This window comes from Pseudoalteromonas sp. S554 (assembly GCF_005930865.1).
Taxonomy (GTDB): domain Bacteria; phylum Pseudomonadota; class Gammaproteobacteria; order Enterobacterales; family Alteromonadaceae; genus Pseudoalteromonas; species Pseudoalteromonas marina.
Window position 1 is genome coordinate 1 of record NZ_PNDV01000085.1, and the last position, 23,628, is coordinate 23,628.

At 39.8% G+C, this 23,628-nt stretch carries 20 protein-coding genes; 5 read left to right on the forward strand and 15 right to left on the reverse strand.

Annotation, left to right across the window (positions count from 1 at the left end; all coding sequences use genetic code 11):
• The first annotated feature begins 258 nt into the window (after positions 1–258).
• Positions 259–1,896 carry a response regulator gene (locus CWB65_RS16595; RefSeq protein WP_033025935.1) on the forward strand — a complete coding sequence of 546 codons (1,638 nt, stop codon included), beginning with the start codon at positions 259–261 and terminating at the stop codon, positions 1,894–1,896.
• Here the strand turns inward: CWB65_RS16595 and msrB are convergent.
• The 7 genes from msrB to CWB65_RS16630 all read right to left on the reverse strand — a co-directional run bounded on the left by msrB (position 1,893) and on the right by CWB65_RS16630 (position 10,583).
• Entirely contained in the window at positions 1,893–2,333 is a 441-nt protein-coding gene (gene msrB, locus CWB65_RS16600) for a peptide-methionine (R)-S-oxide reductase MsrB (protein WP_006794529.1), read from the reverse strand. The two genes, CWB65_RS16595 and msrB, sit on opposite strands and share 4 nt — an antisense overlap.
• A 131-nt stretch (positions 2,334–2,464) precedes the next feature.
• Complete coding sequence (locus tag CWB65_RS16605) at positions 2,465–2,911, reverse strand: hypothetical protein (RefSeq protein ID WP_138741030.1); 447 nt, start codon at positions 2,909–2,911, stop codon at positions 2,465–2,467.
• A complete protein-coding gene (locus CWB65_RS16610; RefSeq protein WP_138741031.1) occupies positions 2,911–3,432 on the reverse strand; it encodes a DUF2919 domain-containing protein in 522 nt (173 codons plus the stop codon). Before CWB65_RS16610 ends, CWB65_RS16605 begins: the two co-directional genes overlap by 1 nt.
• Before the next feature lie 10 nt (positions 3,433–3,442).
• Complete coding sequence (gene ligA / locus CWB65_RS16615) at positions 3,443–5,461, reverse strand: NAD-dependent DNA ligase LigA (RefSeq protein ID WP_138741032.1); 2,019 nt, start codon at positions 5,459–5,461, stop codon at positions 3,443–3,445.
• A gap of 76 nt (positions 5,462–5,537) precedes the next feature.
• Positions 5,538–6,305, reverse strand: coding sequence for a cell division protein ZipA (gene zipA / locus CWB65_RS16620; protein WP_138741033.1), 768 nt, complete (start codon positions 6,303–6,305; stop codon positions 5,538–5,540).
• A 74-nt stretch (positions 6,306–6,379) separates the two neighbouring features.
• Positions 6,380–9,784 carry a chromosome segregation SMC family protein gene (locus tag CWB65_RS16625; RefSeq protein ID WP_138741034.1) on the reverse strand — a complete coding sequence of 1,135 codons (3,405 nt, stop codon included), beginning with the start codon at positions 9,782–9,784 and terminating at the stop codon, positions 6,380–6,382.
• A 67-nt stretch (positions 9,785–9,851) separates the two neighbouring features.
• Positions 9,852–10,583, reverse strand: a complete 732-nt coding sequence (locus CWB65_RS16630; RefSeq protein WP_138741035.1) for an RNA methyltransferase — start codon at positions 10,581–10,583, stop codon at positions 9,852–9,854.
• Positions 10,584–10,750: 167 nt separating this feature from the next.
• Here CWB65_RS16630 and CWB65_RS16635 point away from each other — a divergent pair, with 167 nt between their 5' ends.
• From CWB65_RS16635 to CWB65_RS16645, 3 genes are read left to right on the forward strand one after another with little or no spacing between them, the layout of a single operon-like run.
• Positions 10,751–11,860, forward strand: coding sequence for a YjgN family protein (locus CWB65_RS16635; protein WP_138741036.1), 1,110 nt, complete (start codon positions 10,751–10,753; stop codon positions 11,858–11,860).
• A gap of 9 nt (positions 11,861–11,869) precedes the next feature.
• Entirely contained in the window at positions 11,870–12,892 is a 1,023-nt protein-coding gene (locus CWB65_RS16640; RefSeq protein WP_138741037.1) for a M48 family metallopeptidase, read from the forward strand.
• Positions 12,879–13,277: a DoxX-like family protein gene (locus tag CWB65_RS16645; RefSeq protein ID WP_138741038.1), complete on the forward strand. Its 399-nt coding sequence runs from the start codon at positions 12,879–12,881 to the stop codon at positions 13,275–13,277. The genes CWB65_RS16640 and CWB65_RS16645 overlap by 14 nt, the downstream gene beginning before the upstream one ends.
• 43 nt (positions 13,278–13,320) lie before the next feature.
• Here the strand turns inward: CWB65_RS16645 and speB are convergent, their stop codons facing one another.
• The 5 genes from speB to CWB65_RS16670 form a co-directional block, all read right to left on the reverse strand.
• Positions 13,321–14,250: an agmatinase gene (gene speB / locus CWB65_RS16650; protein WP_138741039.1), complete on the reverse strand. Its 930-nt coding sequence runs from the start codon at positions 14,248–14,250 to the stop codon at positions 13,321–13,323.
• Between the two features lie 3 nt (positions 14,251–14,253).
• Entirely contained in the window at positions 14,254–16,167 is a 1,914-nt protein-coding gene (gene speA, locus CWB65_RS16655; RefSeq protein WP_138741040.1) for a biosynthetic arginine decarboxylase, read from the reverse strand.
• Between the two features lie 328 nt (positions 16,168–16,495).
• Positions 16,496–17,365: an MYG1 family protein gene (locus CWB65_RS16660; RefSeq protein WP_138741041.1), complete on the reverse strand. Its 870-nt coding sequence runs from the start codon at positions 17,363–17,365 to the stop codon at positions 16,496–16,498.
• 200 nt (positions 17,366–17,565) lie between these two features.
• Positions 17,566–19,806: a sensor domain-containing phosphodiesterase gene (locus CWB65_RS16665; protein WP_008133119.1), complete on the reverse strand. Its 2,241-nt coding sequence runs from the start codon at positions 19,804–19,806 to the stop codon at positions 17,566–17,568.
• Between the two features lie 206 nt (positions 19,807–20,012).
• Complete coding sequence (locus CWB65_RS16670) at positions 20,013–20,474, reverse strand: GNAT family N-acetyltransferase (protein WP_006794515.1); 462 nt, start codon at positions 20,472–20,474, stop codon at positions 20,013–20,015.
• A gap of 263 nt (positions 20,475–20,737) precedes the next feature.
• On the opposite strand from CWB65_RS16670, the gene cysZ reads away from it, so the two are divergent.
• Positions 20,738–21,448 (forward strand): sulfate transporter CysZ, encoded by a 711-nt coding sequence (cysZ, locus tag CWB65_RS16675; RefSeq protein WP_006794514.1) that lies wholly within the window; start codon positions 20,738–20,740, stop codon positions 21,446–21,448.
• A gap of 75 nt (positions 21,449–21,523) precedes the next feature.
• Here the strand turns inward: cysZ and rlmM are convergent, their stop codons facing one another.
• From rlmM to CWB65_RS16690, 3 genes are read right to left on the reverse strand one after another with little or no spacing between them, the layout of a single operon-like run.
• A complete protein-coding gene (gene rlmM, locus CWB65_RS16680) occupies positions 21,524–22,609 on the reverse strand; it encodes a 23S rRNA (cytidine(2498)-2'-O)-methyltransferase RlmM (protein WP_008133126.1) in 1,086 nt (361 codons plus the stop codon).
• A 17-nt stretch (positions 22,610–22,626) separates the two neighbouring features.
• The gene (locus CWB65_RS16685) at positions 22,627–22,995 is read right to left on the reverse strand and encodes a DUF423 domain-containing protein (protein ID WP_006794512.1); all 369 of its coding nucleotides are present in this window, start codon (positions 22,993–22,995) and stop codon (positions 22,627–22,629) included.
• On the reverse strand, positions 22,995–23,627 hold the full coding sequence (locus tag CWB65_RS16690) for an alpha/beta family hydrolase (RefSeq protein WP_008133128.1): 633 nt from the start codon (positions 23,625–23,627) through the stop codon (positions 22,995–22,997). The genes CWB65_RS16685 and CWB65_RS16690 overlap by 1 nt, the downstream gene beginning before the upstream one ends.
• Position 23,628 lies beyond the last annotated feature (1 nt).

Consider the following 23,628-nt stretch of genomic DNA (forward strand, 5'->3'; position numbering starts at 1 on the left):
TCACTGGCTCAAGTCCAGTAAAACCCACCAAATATAAATAGATCATTAATACCCTGCTCTAAGTTATTCTTATTCAATACCTATTCAAATACGTACATAACCCGTTATTACAGCACTGGATAAAAATGACACTTTATGACCACATAAACGTATTAGTTAAACCTAATTACCTAATAAATACAGCTAGCATTTAAATTCTCTTGTAAGCAGCTAAACTGTTGATTATAGTCTGTGTTAAAAGTGATAACGCTTAAGCCAATGCCAACTAAGATATTTTCAAAAGCCAAAATACTAATAGTCGAAGAGCAACCGCTTGCTCAAAGCTATATGAAACAATCGTTAGAAAGGCTCGGCTTTCGGCAGTTGAGTTTTGCCGATCATGCAAATTCAGCCAAAGAGCAATGTTTAAGTGAATCGTTTGATTTAATTGTTTGTTCGTTTAATTTAAACAAACACCAAGACGGTTACCAATTGTACGAAGAGCTAAGAGTAAAAAAACTTATAAAAAACTCCACTGGCTTTATCTTTATTTCAGCTGAAACAAGTGGCTCATTAGTACACAGTGTACTTGAACTTCAACCGGATGATTTTTTAGTTAAACCTTTTACAGGGCAAGAACTCAAGACCCGAATTGAACGTATTTTAAAGCGCAAACACGATCTTCAAACCGTATACACGCTTATTGATGATGGCAATGATTCAAAAGCAGTAAAATATATTGATGCCGCACTTGAAAGAAAAGACAATAATTACAGCCCTATCTTACTTCGCCTGAAAGGTGACGCTCTTCTTCGGTTAAAGCGGGCTCAAGAGGCCAAAGATTTTTTTAAATCCGTGCTCGACATTCAAAAGTTTGCCTGGGCAAAGGTGGGGCTAGTTGAAGCGCTTATAGCTAACAATGAGCACATTTTGGCGCAGCGCATGTTAAAAACCATGTTAGAACGTCAAGAAACCCGCCTTGTTGCATTAGACTTACTAGGCCGGTTAGAAATAAAACTCAATCAATTTGAATTGGCACAAGATTTTTTGAGTCAAGCTGCCACAATTGCACCACGTAATATATCGCGTCAAAAATCGTTAAGTACAGTCTCGTTAATTAATCACGACTACGAAAAAAACTACCTCACACAAAAAGATATAGCAAACTTTGCTAAGCACTCTATTTACGATCATCCCGACATATACTTAAATGCGGCTCGAGCAGGAATCGATTTTGCGTTAACAACGGATCAAACCGATCAAGTGCAGCGAATTTCAAGGCAGACAAATAAGTATATAAACGATTTAAAAACCCAATTTCCTAACAGTACGAATCAATCGCAAATTGATGTGCTTAATGCGCGGCTTCATTATTTAAAAGATGAGCATCAAAAAGCTAAAAAGCTCATTGAACAATTAGAAGATGACGACTCTATAATACGCTCAGTAGATGGTGCACTTGATAAAGCAAAAGCCTTTCATGAGCTAGGGTTTCATCAAAAGGCGCAAATGTTATTTTCGCAAATAATTAATCATTGTGAAAGACACCCAAATACCAGCGAACCCACCTACTTACGCTATATACAGCAACAACAAAGCGAACGACGTGACATTAAAATGGGGCCAAAAGAACTTAATAACCATGCGGTAACCCAATTTAACAAAGGGCAATTAAACACAGCACTTGAAGCATTTACGCATGCGTTTAGAGTTATGCCACGCAATCAAAGCATTGCACTTAATTTATTACAATGCTTGTTTGATTCGACCAAGCAAAGTGGCAGCTCATTGAATATAGGACTTGCTAAAAAATGCTACGCCTTATTGGACAAATCTGACCTGCCAGCAGATCAAGCGCAGCGCTTAGATAAAATTATGAATCAAGCAAAAGAGATGAAGCTAAACCTCAAAAACTAAAGCTTTTTCATTGCTGCACCATTAACGCAGTATCGAAGGCCCGTTGGTAGTGGGCCATCTGGAAATATATGCCCTAAATGCGCATCACACACGTTGCATACAACCTCTACACGCTCCATGCCATGGCTGACGTCGCGTACATAGCCAATTGCTTCTATCGTTGCTGGCTGAGTGAATGAAGGCCAGCCTGTTCCGCTTTCAAATTTTTCGTCAGCATCAAACAATAAATTATCGCAACAAACACACACATATTTACCGGGCTCTAGTAATGTACAACTGCCAGACATATCAGGACGCTCTGTCCCCTTCATACGAGTTACGTAGTATTCGTTTTCTGATAATTGTTCACGCCATTGTTCATCGGTTTTAATGACTTTTTTACTGGGTGCAGGGTTGCCATTATTGGCAAAGTTAATCACATCTTTCCATTTCAACATAGTAACCTCATGAAAACCTGTATTACGAATAGGGTGAATAACCTAGACTCTGGATAATTAATTTATATAAAACAAAGATCAGGTTATATGGCTAAATCTTTTTATTGTTACGAGGATGAATGACGCCGCGATCAAGCTTGTTCAAAGGTAATAGTTTGCTTTTCTGCAGTAGTAAAAATACGCTGCATAAACGCCTCTAATTCCGCTTTTTTAACGGGTAAGCTAACACTTAGTTGCCGGTCATTATTGCTACAAATAATTAGCTCGTCATCTTTACTCACTACGCGCTCAATACTTTGTATAACCAACCAATTTGGACCATGTTTTTTATCAAAAAAGCCCATTAGGCTAAACACTAGTAAGTGCTGCGCATCGCGTTGAACAAAGTGCTCTAAACGGTTTCGCGCTTTAAATAGTGGTGTAAGCCTATACATGCTTGAACAAAATACAAACACCCAAACTCCTATCAACACTTTAAACCACATAACTTCAAATAACTCAAAAGCAAACATTAAACCAATAAGCACAAAACCGATGAGTGCAATGATTAATGCTATTTTTTTGTTTACTGAGTCCACTATGAATCCTTTTTAAGATCTTTTTTATCATCTGATGCTTTTTCTGTTGGCTCAGGCCAATCTTTAAAAAACACGGTTAAATAACGACTTTTAACTAAATACCAAAGCACCCAAAAAACAATAACCATTTGCACCGCTAAAAAAAGTGAAAACCGGTAATGGCTATGTGCCGCTTGTACTATTAGCCACGTTAAATCTATTAGCGCGCATACAATTAATGGCCAGCGCATATGCCGCCAAATACTCGCTAATCTGTCAGTGGCTTTATGTGAATCGCGAGGGCGGCGCAAGCAAAATAACAACGTAGGTAATATCGCAATACTGCCAATGGCAATAGCAATAAAAAAGTCGCTTTTAGATCTAAAAAATAACGACATTAAGTCAAGCTCTGGTCGTCGGCTCAGTGCCGCAATAACCCAAATAAAATAAGCACGCAGCAACACCACTACACTTAAGTGAAACGCAACAGGGGTGCGATAACTCCCGTATTTATCCCAGTATTGAGGACCGTATTGGCTCATTACTATTTTCCTAGCCGTTATGCTTTTTAAGGAGCTCGATTAAATCATCCTCTGTAAGCACGTCTATCCCCAAATCTTGAGCCTTTGTGAGTTTAGAACCGGCTTTTTCACCCGCTACTAAAGCATCAGTTTTAGCAGATACACTACCTGACACCTTTGCACCTAGCTGTTGTAAGCGCGCTTTAGCATCATTGCGGTTAAGCGTATTGAGGGTACCTGTAAGTACATAAGTAAGCCCCGCTAACGGTTGTTCATCCTCTGACGGTGCGCTTAGCGCAGGCCAATGAACACCTTGCTCGATAAGCGCATTGACCACCGCTAAATTGTGCTCTTCATCAAAAAAACCTCGTACATGCGATGCTACAATATCGCCTACATCGCTTACTTGTGTGAGACTTTCAACACTAGCACTAATAATATTCTCTAGCGTTAAAAAGTGATTCGCTAAATTTTGTGCCGTAGCCTCACCGGCTTCTCGAATACCCAGTGAATATAAAAATTTAGCAAGCGTAGTGGCTTTTGCTTCATTTAAAGCAGTAACTAAGTTTTTAGCCGATTTAGGCCCCATGCGCTCAAGTGATTCAAAGTGACCTTGCTTTAATACAAATAAATCAGCCGGAGTTTTTATAAGCTCACGGTCCACTAATTGATCAACAATTTTATCACCAAGACCATCTATATCTAATGCCTTACGCGAGGCAAAGTGCTTTATAGCTTGCTTGCGCTGCGCGGGGCATACTAGGCCACCAGTACAACGGGCTACAGCTTCCCCTTCTACTTTTTCTACATGGGAGTCACAAATAGGGCAAGCTAATGGAAACACAATGTCTCTTGCATCCGTGGGCCTGCGTTCAAGCACAACTTGTGTTATTTGCGGAATCACATCGCCAGCGCGGCGTATAATCACCGTATCGCCGACTTTCACGCCTAACCGAGCAATTTCATCACCATTATGAAGCGTTGCATTAGACACCGTTACACCGCCTACAAACACAGGTTCTAAACGAGCAACAGGCGTAATTGCACCTGTACGACCAACTTGAAATTCTACATCAAGGAGTTGAGTGACTTCCTCTTGCGCCGGAAACTTATAAGCAATAGCCCAACGAGGTGCCCGCGCTACAAAGCCTAAACGCTCTTGTAGGGCTTTTTTATTAACTTTTATTACTACGCCGTCAATTTCATATTTAAGCTCACTGCGACGCGTTAAAATATCATCATAATAATCAAGTGCAGCTTGTGGCCCTTCCACCAGCTTTGTTTCTGGACAAAGGGGTAAGCCCCAATCAGTTAACTTTTCTAATTGCTGAAAGTGATCCTCTGGAATTGAGCCATCAGCAACCAAACCAGTACTGTATGCATAAAACATCAGTGGACGTTTTGCGGTAATTTTAGAGTCTAGCTGGCGTAGGCTACCTGCCGCCGCATTACGTGGATTTACAAATACTTTTTCGCCACGCTTTTGCGCTTCATTGTTTAGCTTTTCAAACCCTGCGCTGTCCATAAATACTTCACCACGCACTTCAAGCTCTTTGGGGTAGTCGCCACGCAACTTAAGGGGGACGTTACGAATTGTTTTTACATTTTGAGTAATATTCTCGCCTGTAAAGCCATCTCCCCGTGTTGCAGCTTGTACCAACACTCCATCACGATAAATAATAGATACCGCTAACCCATCAAGTTTTGGCTCACAGCAAAAAGTGAGCTCATCTGTGCTCATTAAGCGCTCTTTTATTCGGCGATTAAAGCCCGTAAATTCATCTTCGCTAAACGCATTATCAAGCGATAGCATTGGCACTTGATGAGCAACTTGCTCAAATTTACTAAGCGCTGCACCACCTACTTTTTGAGTCGGTGAATCAGCAGATAAAAATTCAGGGTTTTGTGTTTCAAGCGCACTGAGTTCGCGTAATAGCCTATCGTATTCAGCATCGGGAATGCTGGGGGTATCAAGCACATAATAATTATAGTTGTGCTGCTCTAATAGGGTACGAAGATGATTAATTTGCTCACTAATGCTGCTAGACATTTAAACCTCAAAAAACATAAAAAAGCCACTTTGACGATATCGCCCAGTGGCTTGTAAAATTATATATTACAAATTGTTACGCTGAAAAAGCACGAACCTGCTCAACATATTGCCTTACACACTCAACACTCATTTCTTCGCGTTCTGCGTCTAATATGTGCGCGCCAAATTCGTCGGCTATTTTTTTAGCCGCACTGTGCAACATATTAAAGGCTGCTAGTCCGTCACCGTCACACGGCAAGGTCATAAATAAGCTCACACCTGCGGTGCTAAACTGTTCCATATTGTCTATATCGAACGTTCCTGGGTTGTACATATTAACTAATCTAAACAACACTGGTCCTTGGCCTGCAGGGTCTAAATGACGATTAAAAAAGCCCTCTTCAGAATATTTAAAACCAAGCGTATTCACAGCAGGTAATAACTTGCTGCCTTGCATAGTTAACCCTTCTGGCATTTGTATATGTACAATAACAAAATCGGGTACTGGCTCTTTTGGTTGTTCATTAGTTTGCTCAACCGACTCTAAATCGTCAACAACACTTAGGTCATCTTCAATAGGAACCTCTGGCGCGCTGGAATCAATTTGAGGCTCATTAGCATCAAAGTTAAGTTCACCTAGCTGTGGTTCGTCACGCTCACTAATTACCGGCTCTTTTGGCTCAGCTTTTTGACTATATGAATGAGAGGAAGCTGTTTGGCTTTCTTGGAGTGGTTCAACCCGTTCATTAACGGACGTATCTGGGCTCTCTTTTTTTCTTACAGACCATAAACCATGGACTAATAAGCCACCAATGACAATCACACTGATAATGATTAAAACCCATCTTAATTGTTCGGCCATCCCCTCACCTTTTATTATTTGTTATGCCTAAAACCTGTATAGTAATTAAAAACTAATACACGTGTTATAAAAATTTATGCGTGTGCAAGTTGCACCGCTTGTTCAATATCTACTGCAACCATTCGAGATACACCCGGCTCTGCCATGGTAACACCGGTTAAACGCCCCGCCATCTCCATTGCAATTTTGTTATGGCTTATATAAATAAATTGCACTGATTGTGACATTTCTTCCACCAAACGGCAAAAGCGAACAACGTTTGCGTCATCTAATGGTGCGTCAACTTCATCCAGCATACAAAACGGGGCTGGATTTAGCCTGAATATAGAAAACACTAATGATAATGCCGTCAGCGCTTTTTCTCCACCACTTAACAAGTGAATAGTTGAATTTTTCTTACCTGGCGGCCGTGCCATTATACTAACACCACTTTCAAGTAAATCGTCACTGGTTAATTCCAAATACGCACTCCCTCCACCAAAAACTTTAGGAAACAGCTGTGCAAAGTCTTCATTAACTTGATCAAACGTGGCTTTAAAGCGCGTTTTTGTTTCGGTATCTATTTTCCGAATAGCCCCTTCAAGGGTATTTAACGCTTTAGTTAAATCCTCTAACTGATTATCTAAATACTCACTGCGCTGTTTTGCAACATCAAACTCTTCTATAGCTGCTAAGTTAACCGCACCCAACTTGTCTTGCTGATTTGTAATACCTGTTAATTGGTTTTGCGCTGCATTTAGAGTTAAGTCGTCAGGTAATGTTTCAAGTACGGCTTTTAAGCTTTGTTTAAGCTCTTCTAATGGCTCAAGTGCAGCTTGCGCCTTTATTAATAAGCTCTGCTCTTCAAGTGTTAATTTTTGATGTTGTTCTTGAAGCCCTTGCAGCTCACCTTGCGAATTTTTAAGGCTAGCTTGTTTTGTATGTAAGGCGCCTTTAGCTTGTGATAAATCGTTTTGTAATTGCGCTAATCGTTGTTCGCCATACTGATGCTTTTCTAGTAAGGTTGAGATTGATTCACTGAGTGTTTCTTCTGGAATAAGTAACGCCTCTATTTCCAAAACTAATTCTTCAGCCCCTTGTTTTGCCTCTTCATAGGCTTGCGCTGCATGGCTCAGTTTTGTTTGACTTAACTGCCATTCACTACGTGCTTTTTGCTGACTTAAGCTTGCCTGATGAGCCTGCGTTTTGTATTGCTCTAGTGCGCTGAGTGCTTGGCTATAATTTTTATCGCTGAGCATGCGCTCATCATTCGCAGTCTCAGTTTCATCTGTTAAATTTAATTGCTGCTCAACAAATAGTTCATATTGCTCGGTTTGTTCATCAAGCTGCTTATTGAGTTGCACCAGTGACGCACTTATCGCTTGCTCTTGTGTTTTTATTTTTGATAGCTGATATTGGTATTGAGTAACTTGCTCTGTGAGCATATCGCTTCGGGTACTTGAAATAGCAATTTGTTGAGCAAGCTGATGAATAACGTCTTTGAGTGCTTTTTGTTCGGTATTAAGCTCTGCTTGTATTATAGTGTATTGTTCAAGCTCACTTTTGACCTGTTCAAGCTGACTTTTAACATCTGTGATCTCATGGGTGTGCGCGTGAAGTTGCTTATGCTTTATTAGCAATGAATTGTCGGTGTTACTGTCTGCGTTTACGTGCCAATTACGACCATGCAATTCGCCTTTTTTATCCATTATCGCAATGTAATAGTCATCATGTAGCATAGTTAAATCGGCGTGTTCGCTATAGCCAATTCGCGTGAGTAAGTCAGGGTAAACGCCAGCGGTAATATAATCTGCCAAGCTTGCCTTAAGTGAAGGCTGACTGCTTGGCCATATACTATTAGTTGATTGCTGCTCTGTTACACTTAAATGCGTGAGCGACTTAAGTGCTTGCTCTATTAGTGGCTCAAAACCATCTTGCACTATGAGCTGACTTAAAACCCCAGTTGAGTTAGTGACCTCTTCATCTAACCCCAATGCACTTTTAAGCCCAGCAATACGGGCGTTTAGTTCATTTTCTTTCTGTGTCAGTGTTTTATGATTGTCTTGAGTTTCATCAACCAGCCTATTTTGCTGAGTCAATTTAACTTCACATTGCGCAAGCGCGCTTTGGTTTTTTGCAAGCGCCTCAGTGAGTGCTTGGCGCTGCTGTTTTTGCTCGGCCAGCTGCTGTTCTACATTATTATTTTTTAGTTCATCAAGCTGTAAATTTAATTGGCTAAGTTGCTCATTAACATGATTTATTTGCTGTTGCGTGTGCTTTATTTCACTACTTTGCGACTGCACCTGAGTGGTAAGGTGTTGCTGTTGTTCGTTGAGTGTTTGCCAATTCGAATAACTTCGCTGCTTAGTACCCTGTAACCCCTCAAGCTCAAATGACAATTCACTCACTTGCTCTTCGCACATTAAACTGCTTTCTATTGCCTCTTGCAGTGCTTCATCAAGTTCTTCGCATATATGCTGCTGTTGCGCTTTTTGCTCAAGGCTATCTGTTTGGCGTTGTTGTAATTTTATTAAGCTTTGTTTAAGTGACTGTATTTGTTGTTTAACACTAATTTTTTGCTGTTCGGCTCGAGTTAACTCGGTATGAGTAATATGTTGCTGGTGCTGCGCATCACTTAATTTATCTTGCTGAGCTTGTACCTCTCCTTCAAGTGTTGCAAGCACATCATCGTGCCCTGAGTGAGCCGTTTTAAAAAAGCTTATTTGCTCATTAAGCTTTTTAATTTGCTCGCTTTTGTCTAATTGTTGTTGATGCAGCTTTTGCCATTTTAAAACAGCTACTTGGCCTTTTAATGTGCGCTCTGTTGCTTTAAGTTCACGGTATTTTTTAGCATCAAGTGACTGAACAGCCAATTTATCGAGTTGGCTTTGCAACTCTTTACGAACATCTAATAAACGTTCTAAATTTTCTCGGGTACTTTTAATCCGCGTTTGCGTTTCGCGGCGACGCTCTTTGTATTTAGATACGCCCGCAGCTTCTTCTAAAAATACGCGAAGTTCTTGAGGTTTACTTTCAATTAAGCGCGATATCATCCCTTGCTCAATAATCGCATAACTGCGAGGACCAAGCCCAGTGCCTAAAAATATATCAGTTATGTCACGCTTGCGGCATTTGCTGCCATTTAAAAAGTATAACGATTGGCCATCGCGTGTTACTAAACGCTTAATCGCTATTTGGTTTCTATCGGCAAAGGTGCTTTTTAATTCTTGCTCGCCTAGCGAGTTATCAAAAATCAGCTCTACAGAGGCTTGCGAAATGGCTTTTCGATTAGTTGAGCCGTTAAAAATAACATCTGTCATGGCATCGCCACGCAGGTTTTTAGCTGAGCTTTCTCCAAGCACCCATCTTACCGCATCAATCACATTAGATTTGCCACAGCCGTTTGGCCCAACAACGCAGGTCATTTGATCTGGAAACGGTATTTTAGTGGGCTCTACAAACGATTTAAAGCCCGCTAATTTAATAGTGCTTAAGCGCATCTGGTTGTTTTACCAATTTATTATTGTTGTTATTCATGGGCAATTTAACTCAAAGAACACACGTTTGTTAAGCTTGACGTTTAAAATTATCTAAAATAATCCCAGTTGCCATAGCAACATTGAGCGACTCGGCCTCACCAAATGCAGGAATTGTTATTTTATCGGTTACTAAACCCGCACAGACTTGTCGTATGCCATGAGATTCGCTCCCCATTAACAATACACCTTCGCCATTAAACTGTGTTTTGTGTACGCTTTGGCCATCTAAAAACGCACCGTAAATTGGTAACTTGAGTGTCTGTAGATAAGCAGGTAAATCGACCTGACTAACTGAAACTCTTACAAATGACCCCATTGTGGCGCTAATTGTTTTTGGGTTATAGGCATCTGCACTGTCTGTGCTGGTAACAATGTGTTTAATACCATACCAGTCGGCTACTCTAATTATTGTGCCTAAATTGCCAGGATCAGACACGCCATCAAGAGCCAATATTAACCCTTTTATTTTGGGTAAGTCGGCTTTTGGCATATCAACAATTGCAATTGCGGCATTATTACTTACTAGCGTGCTCGCTTTAGTAAGAACGTCCTCGTCGGCTTCAATGATATGGGTGCTTGGAAAACAGCTTTGATGAGCATTTATAAACGCCGAAGTTGCAAATACATCAACTGCGTTTAGTGTGCTATTAAGCAACTCAAGTACGTTTTTTTCGCCTTGTACAAGGTATTGATTATATTGCTTTCGGTACTTTTTTTGGCCAAGTTGGCGAATAAGTTTGAGTTGGTTTTTTGAAATCATAACAGCCCCATAAAATTATCCGCCCAGTATAACAGAGTTCACTATAAAAAATGTATCACCTAGTTTGAACTCACCTTAGAGATTAAAAGTCCGATTGGAGGGATAAATATTGAGTTTTGCACTTAAAATCGGTAAATTAACAAAAAAACAACATGGAATGGCTTTTAATGGAATCAATACACCCAACTCCTTCACAATCAAACGAATCGAGCGCGAATCCACTCACCCCGCTATCTAGCTCTAAAGTACAATTTAGTGGCAAAGGCGGTGAGTTTTTTGGTATTTGGATAGTTAATATCTTACTAAGCGTACTAACATTGGGCATTTATTCTGCTTGGGCAAAAGTGCGTACAATGCGTTATTTTTATGGGCATACTCGTATAGATGGCCACAGCTTTGACTACTTAGCTACTCCAATGCAAATTTTAAAAGGCCGTATTTTAGCCGTTATTGTATTTTTAATTTACACATTTTCTGTCAGCTTTCTTCCACTCATAGGCTTCTTATTTGCCATCGCTTTTATTTTTTTAATGCCGTGGATTATTAACCAAGGCTTACGTTTTAATATGCGTATGACACGTCATCGTAATGTGCGTTTTGCATTTAAAGGGGATTACGGCGAAGCCTTCATTAACTTTATTCTATTACCGATTGCCAGTGTTTTTACGCTTTATTTATTAATGCCTTATGTTTTAAAGCGCATAGATACTTACATTCATAGTAATATTAGCTATGGCAATAAGCCATTAAGCGTAAAGCTTAAGGGTGAAACTTATTACCTAACAGCCCTTATTTGCTTTGTGGTGAGCTCTATCACCATGGTGATATTTATGGCTATTTTAGGACTATTTGGACTTGATTTACTCAATGTAGAAAACCAACAAGCAGCTCAAGACCCTGCAAAAATGGGGGTTATGTTTGGTGGGTTAATGATTGCTTACGTCGTGATGATTGCCATAGTAACCGCGGTATGGAAAGCGGCAATTAGAAATCATATTTTTAATAATAGCCAATTTGAAGATGTAGCATCGTTTAAATCTGAGCTTAAACCTATTCCTTACGCCATTTTACTTTTAACCAACATGTTAGCTATTGTGTTTTCATTAGGGCTTGCTTACCCCTGGACACAAATTCGCACATCAAAAATGCTTGCCGAGGCTACAACCGTTGATATATACCCTGGCGCATTAAACTTAATAGATACAACGCAAGAGCAGCAGTCATCCTTTGCTGAGGAAGCGGCTAACGTATTTGATATTGATTTGTCGTTAACATAAGAGTTTATTATGAACGTTCAGGGACATTATTTTCCAAACGCTTCGAGTAACTATCAGCTGTGTGTCGCTAAAATTAGCGGCTCACACGTTGAAATTAATCACGGTAACGAAGAACCTGTCCGCTATGCAATTAACGAACTTAATTTAAGTTCGGCGATTGCAGGTCTTGCCGACGAACTAAGCTTTGACGATGGTGGTCGGTTTATTCCGCTTGATGTAGATTTTAGGTGGCCATTTAACGCTAAAAATCATCACTCACTAGAGCGGCTTGAAAAAAATAAGTGGGCTATTATTACAGCAATTGTAGTCACACCTCTTTTTATGTGGTTAATGCTATACAAAGTTGTGCCCGCAATTGCTGTTTACAGTGTTGATACTCTACCGCATAGCGTTGTTGAACAAATGGGTGAGCAAAGTTTTGCTGTAATTAAAAAATTAGCACTCGACCCAACAGAGTTACCTGACGAACAACAAGCCAGAGTTCAGCGACACTTTAAGACCATACTTGATGAGCTTGCACTTGAAAAGTCGGTGTATAGGCTTTCGTTTTATAAATCCCAAAGCTTTGGTGCTAATGCGTTTGCACTCCCTCATGGCAGAATTGTGGTCACAGATGAATTAGCAAATTTACTGGCCGATAAGCCCAATGCACTAAAAGCCGTATTACTTCACGAAATTGGCCATGTCGTCCACCAGCATAGTGTTCGCATAACAGCACAATCGGCAGCAAGTACGATTGTACTTGCCGTTATATTCGGTGATTTAGAGGGAATAGCTGAGGTTGCCTTAGGGACTGGTGCCTCGTTTTCCCAACAAGGCTTTTCGCGAGATATGGAACGAGAAGCCGACAGTTATGCATTAACTCAACTAGAAAACTTAGGCTATTCAAGCAGCGATTTTGCCGATGCAATTGAAGCTTTGCAAAGTGCGCATACCACTGAAAACGAACACCTTAAAAAGGTAAATAACTTACTCGAATACTTATCAAGCCACCCCAGCTCACAGGAGCGAATAGATAATGCTAGGAAATAACCGCGGTTATATACAAATTGCACGCTATATTGTGGGGTTGAGTTGGATGTATCATGGCTTTTTTCCAAAGATTTATCACGTTGCCCCTCTTGAAAAGTTAATGACTGGCAGTGCTGGCTATTCTGCACAAGTGTCTGATTTGATTACGCGTGGTGCCGGTATTGCTGAGGTTATTTTTGGGCTGTTACTAATTATATTTTATAAAAATAAACAGCTAGTTTGGTTAAATATTTTCTTATTATGCGGCCTGTTAGGGGCCGTTGCGCTCATGCAGCCAAATTTGTTAATAGAAGCATTTAATCCAGTTACTACCAACTTAGCGCTTATTGCCTTGAGCTTTATATGGCTGAAAGAAATAAAACTCTTGAGTAATCGATACCTCTAAATAATGAAAGAGGATTTACATCCTCTTTTATTATTGGGGCACTTTAGAGTGAGTACTTATTTTTATGTGTCCACAAATGCAATAACTCGCTCGCAATTGTTGCTGCGGCAATAGCGGTAAGCTCACTTTGGTCATACGACGGTGATACCTCTACCACATCCATTCCCACCATATTTATACCTTTAAGCGCGCGCAGTATTTTAAGCACTTTATCTGATGTTAAACCACCACAAACCGGTGTACCTGTACCTGGTGCAAATGCCGGGTCAAGGCAGTCTATATCAAACGTTAGGTAAACGGGTAAGTCGCCTACCCGCTCGCGTATTTGCGCTGCTATTTCATTGGCGTGCAAATCGTTAGCTTGCATTGCATCAATCACTGCAAACTCATGCTTTGATTGGTCAAAGTCGGTACGAATACCTATTTGTATGCTGTGCTCTACATCAATCAGCCCTTCCATGGGTGCATGATAAAACATAGCGCCGTGATCAAAACGCGAGCCATTGCTGTATGTATCAGTGTGCGCATCAAAATGAACCAGCGCCATTTTGCCATGTATCTTTGCATGTGCGCGCAATAGCGGAAGCGTTACAAAGTGATCGCCACCAAGGCCTAACAGCGTTGCCCCTTGGCGAAGTATTTGCTCTGCGGCCATTTCTAGCTGTGCCGTAAAATATTCAGGATCGCCTACCGGATAAGTAAAGTCCCCCGCATCTGCAACCGTTAAACGCTCAAACAAAGGAAATGTCCACGGGTATTTAGTGTCCTCCCAGGCTAAATGTACCGACGCTCTGCGAATGGCATCGGGCCCTAAGCGAGCACCGGGACGGCCCGATGTTGCTAAGTCAAACGGTAAGCCTAGTACAACGACATCTGCATCAATGGCATTAATATTTTGCACCATAGGACGACGTAAAAACGTCATACCGTTTGAATACAATGAGTGGTCAACATGACCAAACAAGCTAGACATTGCTTATAACTCTTCTAAATAAGTGTAGCCATTAAGGCCGTTTTGCAACTCGTCTAAAACGCTTTGCTGTTCATTTTTATCTATTTTTGCAGACACTAACTGCGCATACGACTGCTGAAAGCTCTCAACATCTAAATGCACATATCGCATCATATCGGCTACGGTATCGCCCTGGTTTATTTCGCTGATACTGGCAATGCCTTGCTCATCCATATTGATAATAGCGCTGTGCGTATCGCCAAATAAATTGTGCATATCACCTAAAATTTCTTGGTACGCACCCACTAAGAAAAAGCCCATTAAGTAAGGCTTATCTGCACTGTACTCAGGCACCGGTAAAGTGCTTTCAATGCCTTGGCCATCAACATAGTGCTCAAGTGCACCGTCTGAATCACAGGTTATATCAAGTAATACAGCACGTTTTTTTGGTGCTTCGGTTAAGCCACTTAATGGCAATACCGGAAACACTTGATCAATCCCCCACGCATCAGGCAATGATTGAAAAAGCGAAAAGTTTACAAAAAACTTATCGGCTAAACGTGCGTTCAACTCGTCAATAATCGGGCGATGAAAACGGTTTTTGTTATCCATGTGTTTGTTAAGCTCATAACAAATACGTAAGTTAACTTGCTCTGCCCACGCACGCTGCGTTAAATCTAAAAGCCCAAGAGCAAACTGGTTATGCGCCTCTGCTAAATCCCCTTGGCTGTCGTGATAAATTTCAATCAGTGCGCGGTCATCCGTTAAATCGGTTAATTGCACAAACGAGGCCCACATATTATTTAATAAAAGCGGTGCATCGCCAGCAGGCGCTTTTAGCTCCTCTGGTACGTAGCTTTCTGTGCCTATAACATTTGATATAAGCACCGCATGATGCGCCGTTAGTGCACGCCCCGACTCAGAAATAATCGTCGGCATGGGCTGCGCGTACTGCTTACACGTATCACCTATGGTGTACACAATGTTATTTGCATACTCAGCTAAGCTGTAATTCATTGAGTTATGCGATTGGCTGCGGGTACCATCGTAATCAATAGCTAAACCACCCCCTACATCTAAGCACTCAATGCTTGCACCTAATTTGCGTAGCTCACAGTAAAAACGCGCGGCTTCGCTCACACCCAAACGCACATCACGAATGTTTGCCATTTGCGAGCCTAAGTGAAAATGCACAAGTTGCATTAAATCAAGTTGGCCTGCGTCTTTTAAGCGGTTTACTACATGCAGTACTTGCGACGCTGATAAACCAAATTTAGATTTTTCACCGCCACTTGCTTGCCACTTACCTTTGCCTTGCGATGCTAAACGTACGCGAATACCAATACGCGGTTTAACATTTAGCGCTTTTGCTTGGCTAAGTACCATGTCAAGCTCAGAGAGCTTTTCAAGCACTATGTATACTTTGTGGCCTAGCTTTTCGCCAATCAGTGCTAAGCGCACATATTCTTTGTCTTTGTAGCCATTACATACAATCACTGCACTGGTTTTTTCTGCCATTGCCAAAACAGTTAAAAGCTCTGGTTTGCTGCCCGCCTCAAGGCCTAATTGTTTTTTTTCTAATTCTGCTTGGCTTGCTACTATTTCTTCAACCACTTCACGTTGTTGGTTTACTTTAATTGGGTAAACTAATAAGTAGTCTTTTGGGTAACCATAGTTTTCAATCGCGGTATTAAACGCGCCACATAAACTGTGCACACGATGATGTAAAATTTGTGGAAAGCGCACTAAAGCCGGTAAGCTTAAGCCATTTTCTTGAAGTTGTTTTGCGATATCTGTTAGTGCAATAGTTTGCTCTGGGGCGTGAGCCTTTGGCGCAACATACACATCACCTTGATCATTAATACCAAAAAAACCTTGGCTCCAATGACGAACATTGTAACTCGTGCGAGCTTGTTCTAGTGATGTTGTCTCTTTCATTTATCTTTCTCTTTTATTTAATGAATGCCGGTTCGGCTAATTGCGCGCATTAAAAGAAAAATAGACCTTTAAGTCCAACAAGTATTTTTACTCGTAACGAGTGGTTTTTAATATTATCAGTAAATAGTAAACAGCATGACCAACAAGCCTTTATTTTATATGGCCTAGCTTTAAGAAAAACTCAGATTGGTAACACACTCATATATTGAGGGGGAATTTTAGGTGTGGTTTAAACAACTGCGTAGGAGCAAATTAATTACTTAGCCTGAAGTCTGCTTTAGAGATTTGATTTCAGAATCAGGCTAATTAACTATTGAAGCTAAATCATTTATTCAGCTAACGCCACTTCGGCAAGCTTCATTGTGCTCTCAAATGATTTAGTGCCAGCAATAAATAGCCCATTGTGACAAAAAACAGCGTCGTCTAACCCCGTTTTTGCTTGGAAATCTTCATCAGACAAACCAGCCCATGCTTTAGGAAGCGACTTTCTATCTTCAAACGAGCCGGGCTCGACAGGGACTGTTTGAAGTATCCATTGACCTGAATGTGAAGGGTAAACCATGTACAACGCTTCGCTTGATAAAATATGGACTGTTTTTTTCCATGGCGTGTACTTTTCAAGCACAATAACGCGAGGATCTTCAGCACTTTCTATCGCTTTAGCGACAATTGCTTTTGCATTGACACTGCCACTTGCTGACGCTATAAATCGAGTCAGCATACGAGAAGCAAATTCGACAGCTTCATCAAAGCACTTATCAAACTCAGGGCTCTCTTCCCATGTTGGGTTATACATTGAAATTGTTTGACTTAAACTTATACCCTGCTGAACACCCTCAACATGACCACAATCAATTGCATCAATGGTTGAAACTAATCCTGCATCAACTCTGTCTGCAACTGCTTGATTATTGTCACACAGTGCTAAACCATACTTTTGCCACACCAATCCAAATGACGAGTACGGTATTCCATTTTCACGTTCCCCTGCGCCACCACGTTGGTGGTGATCAAAACGCCCAGCATCTGGATCGTATTGCCCACCTACATCAATCACTATATCAGCACTGTCCATAAGCGCTTTATCACGTGTACGTACTAAATTAAACGAAGGGTAGAGATGTTTAAGCACCGCGATGCTAAATACATCATCGGCATGAAAATTACCGTTATGAGTAACTACTGTTAAATCGCTCACTGAACTGGTGTCTTGATTAGAAAGGATAAGGAAGTCTCGCTCTGTATTGCGTTAATTGTGAAAACTAAAGGACATTAAATAGTGAATTTTATACGAATGTAACTAACAAGAACAGGGTTCTTGTTAGTCGTTTTGATACTACGACAGACTCCAGCCAAATTACCAAAGCATGTTAATTTAAAATTGAAGGTGTCTACATTTTAATAAGACTGATGCCAGCGTAAATAATCATCGAAGTTCATAGGTTTAGCAATTAAATAGCCTTGAATCATGTCAACGCTCATTGTTTTAAGTACGGTAAATTGTTCTTCGGTTTCAACACCTTCAGCAACAACTGTTAAGTTAAGGCTTTTACCTAAATTAATAATGGTTTGCACAATACTAAACCCTGTGCCTTTATCTAATATTTTATCTATAAAGCTTTTATCTACTTTTAATTCATTCACCGAAAACGAGCTCAAATGCGTTAAACACGAATAGCCTGTACCAAAGTCATCTATTGAAAAAATAAAACCTTGCTGCTTTAACTCATCAATTTGCGATATTACGCTGGCTATATCGCCGCTAAGCATAGACTCTGTGATCTCTAACTTAATATTCGATGGATTAACATTATAATCATTAACAACATTTAATAATTCCGTTTTTAACGTCGTTGAATTGAACTGGACTTGACTGATGTTGATAGACACTTTAAATGAATCATCAATCAGCTGCTTGCTATTAAGCTCATTTATTAGAATACAAATATCACGCAGAACGGTGTTTTGGAGCTTTTGAATAACCCCATTTTGCTCAGCGATTGGAATAAAGTCATTAGGCGCAATCAGCCCCTTACTTGGGTGATGCCATCTAATTAAAGCCTCAGCACCCGTAATTTTACCATTTGCATTTATTTGCGGCTGAAAATACGCACTAAACTCATCGTGTGCAATGGCTCTTACAATATCGGTTTCAAGTTCGGCCTGATTTTCAAGCAATGCTTGTAACTCGGGATCATAAAAGCTGCAGCTATTGCCGTTTTTCATTTTAGAACGGTACATAGCCGTATCAGCAAATTTAAGAATGTTATCGGTTAAATGGTTGCTTTTATCTATTAAACAAATACCAATGCTACAACTGACCTGAAAGGCTAAGCGGCCCACTTCAAATTTATCATAAAAAACACTTTGTATTATTTTTGCTATTTTTTCAGACTCTAAAATTGCACTTTCGGTATTATCACCAACATATTCAAGCAATATAATAAACTCATCGCCACCAACACGCGCTAATGTATCTTTTTCACCAACAACACCATTAAATCGTTTTGAAAGCTCTACTAGAACTTCATCACCCGCGCTATGGCCTACTGAGTCGTTTATTCGTTTAAAGTTATCTAAATCTAGAAATAATAACGCACCGGTCACATCGCTTTGCTTTATATTCTCAACATAGGCTGATAATTTGTCATTCAGCATTCGTCTATTTGGCAAACCTGTTAATGGGTCATAAAAGGCAAGCCTTTCTACTTCTAGCTCTGCTTTTTTTCTTGTTGTTATATCGCGTGCAACCCAAACAATATAACGCTGAGATGGGTTATCTGACTGGTAATCTTTAATGGGTGATGTACGACCTTCAAAAACCATTATTTTGCCGTCGATATCTAATTCATATTCAAAAACTTGAACATCATTTGTGAGCAATGTTTTATTTATTACCGCCATTATTGATGTGGCATCTTCAGCAGGCATTACATCATTAATTTTTTTATTTATTAAGTCAGATTGTGATTTGTATAAAAGCGCGTCGGTGGTGCCATAAATATCCATATACTCACCCTCTTCACTAATAATAAGTGTTAAATCGGGCATAACCTTTGTAAAAGCAGCAAATTTTTCATTACTTTTTTCTAAATCAGTAATGAGCTGGTTAGCTTTTATGTACTCTGCATTTTTTTCAAGTGCAATACTTGTGAAATTTACAAAATAGTCGATTAATTCAAGTTCGAAAGGTGAAGGCTTTTTGGGCTTATCGTGGTAAATGGCAAACGTACCTAAAATACTAGATTTAGTTGAAATAACAGGGGTAGACCAACACGACTGCAATCCAAACTGTAAAGCGACGTCTTTAAAATCAGCCCACAACGATGAATTAGCTATGTCTTCAACAATAACGCGCTCACCTGAATACGCAGCAGTACCGCACGAGCCAACATTTGGACCTATATGAACCCCATTGATTGCCTGACAATAACCATCCTCAATGTTAGGCGCGGCACAGTGCAGCAATTGCCCTTTGTTTAGTGACAAAATAGAACATTTAGCAGATTTTTCATCAATAAGTTCTTCTATCGATAAGCATATCTCGTCAAGGACATCCTCAAACGGGAGCCCAAGCGCTATTTTAGATAAAATATCTTGCTGATGGGATAACAACTTATTTAATCTAACTGTTTCCATTTGACACCACACACTTTCATTATTGTTTTTAGCTTACAGATGTTTTTTAAAAACAGTACGTATTCTGTACCGAATAAAATTATTCGCTTAGGTAACATAAAGTATAGCTTTAAATAAACGACTTTTACTGCTAATTGCTGTTTTTTATACAATAATAAACAGCATAGCGTTAGCCTATAAAATATAGGTGTTTTAAAATCTGCTTGTTATTGGCTTAAGCCAAGCTCCATAAACACACTTTGCGGGTTATCTTGATAAGAACCAAAACAACCACAACGTTTAAACCCTAAATTTTCATATAGTTTAATCGATTCTATTTGTTTAGGGCCGGTTTCCAATCTAATCAATGGTATTTCTTCTTCGCCTGCGTAGTGCAAAAGAATTTGCATAACTCTGCGAGATAACCCTTTCCCACGGTAACTAGGGTTTACATAAAGGCGTCTTACTTCTGCGTAAGATGGTTCCCCTGATTGCATTACAATTGCCCCACAAGCAACAATCCCGTCATCATTTTTTAACCCAATGGCATAAACGTTAGGTTTATCTAGTTCGCTTAAGGTAAGTGATTGCGCGGTAGCTACAGGGTATAAAGAGTTTATAAGTCGGTCGATATCAGCAAAAACATTAATCACATCCTGGTCATTCGGTTTTAAATCAACTAACTGCATTGAGTATCTCAAATTTATATTAATTATATGTTGTGAAACTATACCGAATTGTAACAAATGAACAACCTCTGCATGGTGTTTTAACACAATTACAGCTTTAAATGATTCAGACTCAGTACTTTAAAATAAGGAACTGATAAAAAATGCGTATACCTTGCTTTAAACACTTTGTTACGCAAAATAGCTGTTCAAAATTATTAAGCTATTTATACTAACTTTAGTTGTAAACATTGATTGAGGTTGTTGTGCAGATCATACAAGGTATGGAATATTTTTTTTCAGGGTTTAAATTAATAAGCCAAAAAGGATTAAAGCGCTTTGTGCTCATCCCGCTTTTGATTAATATTTTATTATTCGGTAGTTCATTATTTTTCTTATTTGGGTGGCTGAGTGACGGTTTTAATTATATCAACAATATGCTTCCCGAATGGTTAAGCTGGTTAGAATGGTTAATGTGGCCAATTGCAGTATTAGTCGTGCTATTTAGTTATAGTATGGTGTTTACCGTGATTACAAACTTTATTGCCGCTCCATTTAATGCACTTTTAAGCGAAAAAGTAGAATTGTACCTAACGGGTCAAAAAATTAACGATGATGGCTTTGCTGACTTAATAAAAGATATACCACGTATGCTTGCCCGTGAGTGGACCAAGCTATGCTATTACTTACCACGTGCTATTGGCTTTTTTATATTACTGTGGGTATTACCGGTAATAGGGCAAATTCTGTGGGTATTATTTACTTGCTGGATGTATGCGGTGCAGTATAAAGATTATGCGTTTGATAACCATAAAATTAGTTTTAAAGAGATGAAAAACGACTTAAAGTCTAAACAAGGGCTTTCTTATGGGTTTGGTTTTGCTGTTATGCTATTAACAGCTATTCCATTTGTTAACCTAATTGTTATGCCTGTTGCCGTATGCGGTGCTACGCGTTTGTGGGTAGATAATTACAGACCAAAATACCGAAGCTAACTCTTAAATGAAGTTATTACTTTAGTAACAGTGTGTATATAAAAATGGGCCTAGCGGCCCATTTTTTGTCTTCAATCAGCTGTATAAGCTTTGAGGGACTTTAGTCACATTTAAATGTACCGTTATCTCTTCTCTATCATGGTATAAATGCTTAGCTTGTAATTCGTAGCTAATACCATACTTAGCGAGCTCTTCTTTTATCATTGCTAAGCACTCATATACACTGTCAAAGCGCTTTTTCATTGGTAATTTAAGATTAAAAATAAGCTCTTTTGCATAGGCATTGACTGCCCAGTCAATCATTAGGCTGGTTACTTTGGTTGGTTTTTCTACCATGTCACATACAAGCCAAGTAATGTTTCTTTTCTCTGGACGATATTTAAAGCCATCCTCTCTGAAATGCTTAACCTGCCCTGTTTCCATTAGGTTATCATTCATTGGTCCATTGTCTATTGCATTAACAAACATGCCTCTGCGCACCAACTGGTATGTCCAACCACCTGGGCATGCGCCTAGGTCAACACATCGCATACCGGCAGCAACACGTGTTTCTCTTTGCTGCTCTGGTATAAACACATTGAACGCTTCATCAAGTTTAAGTGTAGAACGGCTAGGACCATCGCTTGGCATACGCAAACGTAAAATCCCCATAAAGTTGGGTGAATTGTTATAGCTGTATGAATAGCCAACATATGCGGTATTATTTTCCAAAAATAACACATGCATCACAGGCCGATTTGCCTTTGACTCACGCAACACGGTGTTTTGTTTCTCTAGTGCTTTTTTAAGCGGCGTGGATATTTTTTTACAAAAAGTAAGCAGTTCTTTCCCTTCGTTTGTATCAGGCGTCTCTACTCGTAATTCAGCGCATAAAGGAAAATCTTTAGCTGCTTGCACAACTGCGCCTACACGGTCTTCTAAAGGCATATCTTCTAATAATGTGCCGGCAAACCACTGGCGAGCAAACACCATATTTTTGAAGTCGATTTTTTTGATTATCTCGTCGCTATGCTGCGCTTCAAAACATTCATATATAACGTAACCTGTATTAGGTTTTGCCTTTACATACCCTGCAAAACCTTGCTCAGCAGCATGAAATGTTATTTCAGCAGCTGCATCGTTTTCAAACCCACTGCGACAATAAATCACAACACTAGACATAATAACCCTTAAACTTTTTAAAACTTAAATCGTGCAACTTGCACTAAAATAACAATCCAACCAATAATAAAGCACACCCCACCAAGAGGAGTAATTGGCCCTAACCACTTCATTCCTGTCAGTGCTAATAAATATAGGCTGCCACTAAAAAGCAGTGTACCTATTATAAAAAAGTGGCCAGCCCAATTTAGGTTAATACCCCATTTTAAGAGTAAAGCTACTGCAATTAATGCTAAACCGTGTACCATTTGATACTCAGCGGCTGTTTTAAACACACCTATCGAATACTCTGATAGACGACTTTTTAGTCCGTGAGCGGCAAAAGCCCCCAACATAACCGAAAGCATACAAAATAAACTGCCTGCCATTAAAAATAGTTTTGTCATTATTTACCCAACATTTTGTTTATAAATTGTGCTGTACTAGAAGCTGCTATTTGGCGGTTTTCTAATTCAGTAATGCCACTTTTTTTACGTGGTTTTAATGAATGGTCGCCATCAGCCAACCATACATAGTCTGGCTGCTTTGGCATTGCCAGTGTTTTTAGTTCTTCACGCGTACCAAATGTATCTCTCTCACCTTGCAACACTAAAAATGGACAAGGAATATCGGCAAAGTGTTCTGTACGAAGCTTGTCTGGTTTACCTGGTGGATGAAATGGGTAACCAAATGCAATAACGCCTTTAATTGGCTGCTTAGTTGTGCATGCAAGCATTGACGCCATTCGCCCACCCATTGATTTACCGCCAATAAACAAGGGTAATTTAGGCTGAGCATGCGTTAATACTTGCTCATAGTATGTAAGCAACTTGGGAGCACGCTCTGGTGGGCGTCGCTTGCCGGTTTGCTTTGCAATTTGCATATATTCAAAATCAAATAAACCAACATCAACACCCTGCTCACTGATCAGTGCAGCCACGTGCTGCATAAAGTCAGAATCACTGCCAGCACCAGCACCATGGGCAAAAATAAACTGTGCAATTGCGGGTTGGCTTTGACTTTTGAACCATTCAATCATG

Coding starts and splice junctions, on each gene's coding strand:
- CWB65_RS16610 (WP_138741031.1), bottom strand. CDS start 3,432: ATGAGCCAATACGGTCCTCAATACTGGGATAAATACGGGAGTTATCGC.
- CWB65_RS16645 (WP_138741038.1), top strand. CDS start 12,879: ATGCTAGGAAATAACCGCGGTTATATACAAATTGCACGCTATATTGTG.
- CWB65_RS16635 (WP_138741036.1), top strand. CDS start 10,751: ATGGAATCAATACACCCAACTCCTTCACAATCAAACGAATCGAGCGCG.
- CWB65_RS16690 (WP_008133128.1), bottom strand. CDS start 23,627: ATGATTGAATGGTTCAAAAGTCAAAGCCAACCCGCAATTGCACAGTTT.
- msrB (WP_006794529.1), bottom strand. CDS start 2,333: ATGTTGAAATGGAAAGATGTGATTAACTTTGCCAATAATGGCAACCCT.
- CWB65_RS16595 (WP_033025935.1), top strand. CDS start 259: ATGCCAACTAAGATATTTTCAAAAGCCAAAATACTAATAGTCGAAGAG.
- CWB65_RS16665 (WP_008133119.1), bottom strand. CDS start 19,806: ATGGAAACAGTTAGATTAAATAAGTTGTTATCCCATCAGCAAGATATT.
- CWB65_RS16685 (WP_006794512.1), bottom strand. CDS start 22,995: ATGACAAAACTATTTTTAATGGCAGGCAGTTTATTTTGTATGCTTTCG.
- speA (WP_138741040.1), bottom strand. CDS start 16,167: ATGAAAGAGACAACATCACTAGAACAAGCTCGCACGAGTTACAATGTT.
- CWB65_RS16630 (WP_138741035.1), bottom strand. CDS start 10,583: ATGATTTCAAAAAACCAACTCAAACTTATTCGCCAACTTGGCCAAAAA.
- zipA (WP_138741033.1), bottom strand. CDS start 6,305: ATGGCCGAACAATTAAGATGGGTTTTAATCATTATCAGTGTGATTGTC.
- ligA (WP_138741032.1), bottom strand. CDS start 5,461: ATGTCTAGCAGCATTAGTGAGCAAATTAATCATCTTCGTACCCTATTA.
- CWB65_RS16670 (WP_006794515.1), bottom strand. CDS start 20,474: ATGCAGTTAGTTGATTTAAAACCGAATGACCAGGATGTGATTAATGTT.
- cysZ (WP_006794514.1), top strand. CDS start 20,738: ATGGAATATTTTTTTTCAGGGTTTAAATTAATAAGCCAAAAAGGATTA.
- CWB65_RS16625 (WP_138741034.1), bottom strand. CDS start 9,784: ATGCGCTTAAGCACTATTAAATTAGCGGGCTTTAAATCGTTTGTAGAG.
- CWB65_RS16640 (WP_138741037.1), top strand. CDS start 11,870: ATGAACGTTCAGGGACATTATTTTCCAAACGCTTCGAGTAACTATCAG.
- speB (WP_138741039.1), bottom strand. CDS start 14,250: ATGTCTAGCTTGTTTGGTCATGTTGACCACTCATTGTATTCAAACGGT.
- rlmM (WP_008133126.1), bottom strand. CDS start 22,609: ATGTCTAGTGTTGTGATTTATTGTCGCAGTGGGTTTGAAAACGATGCA.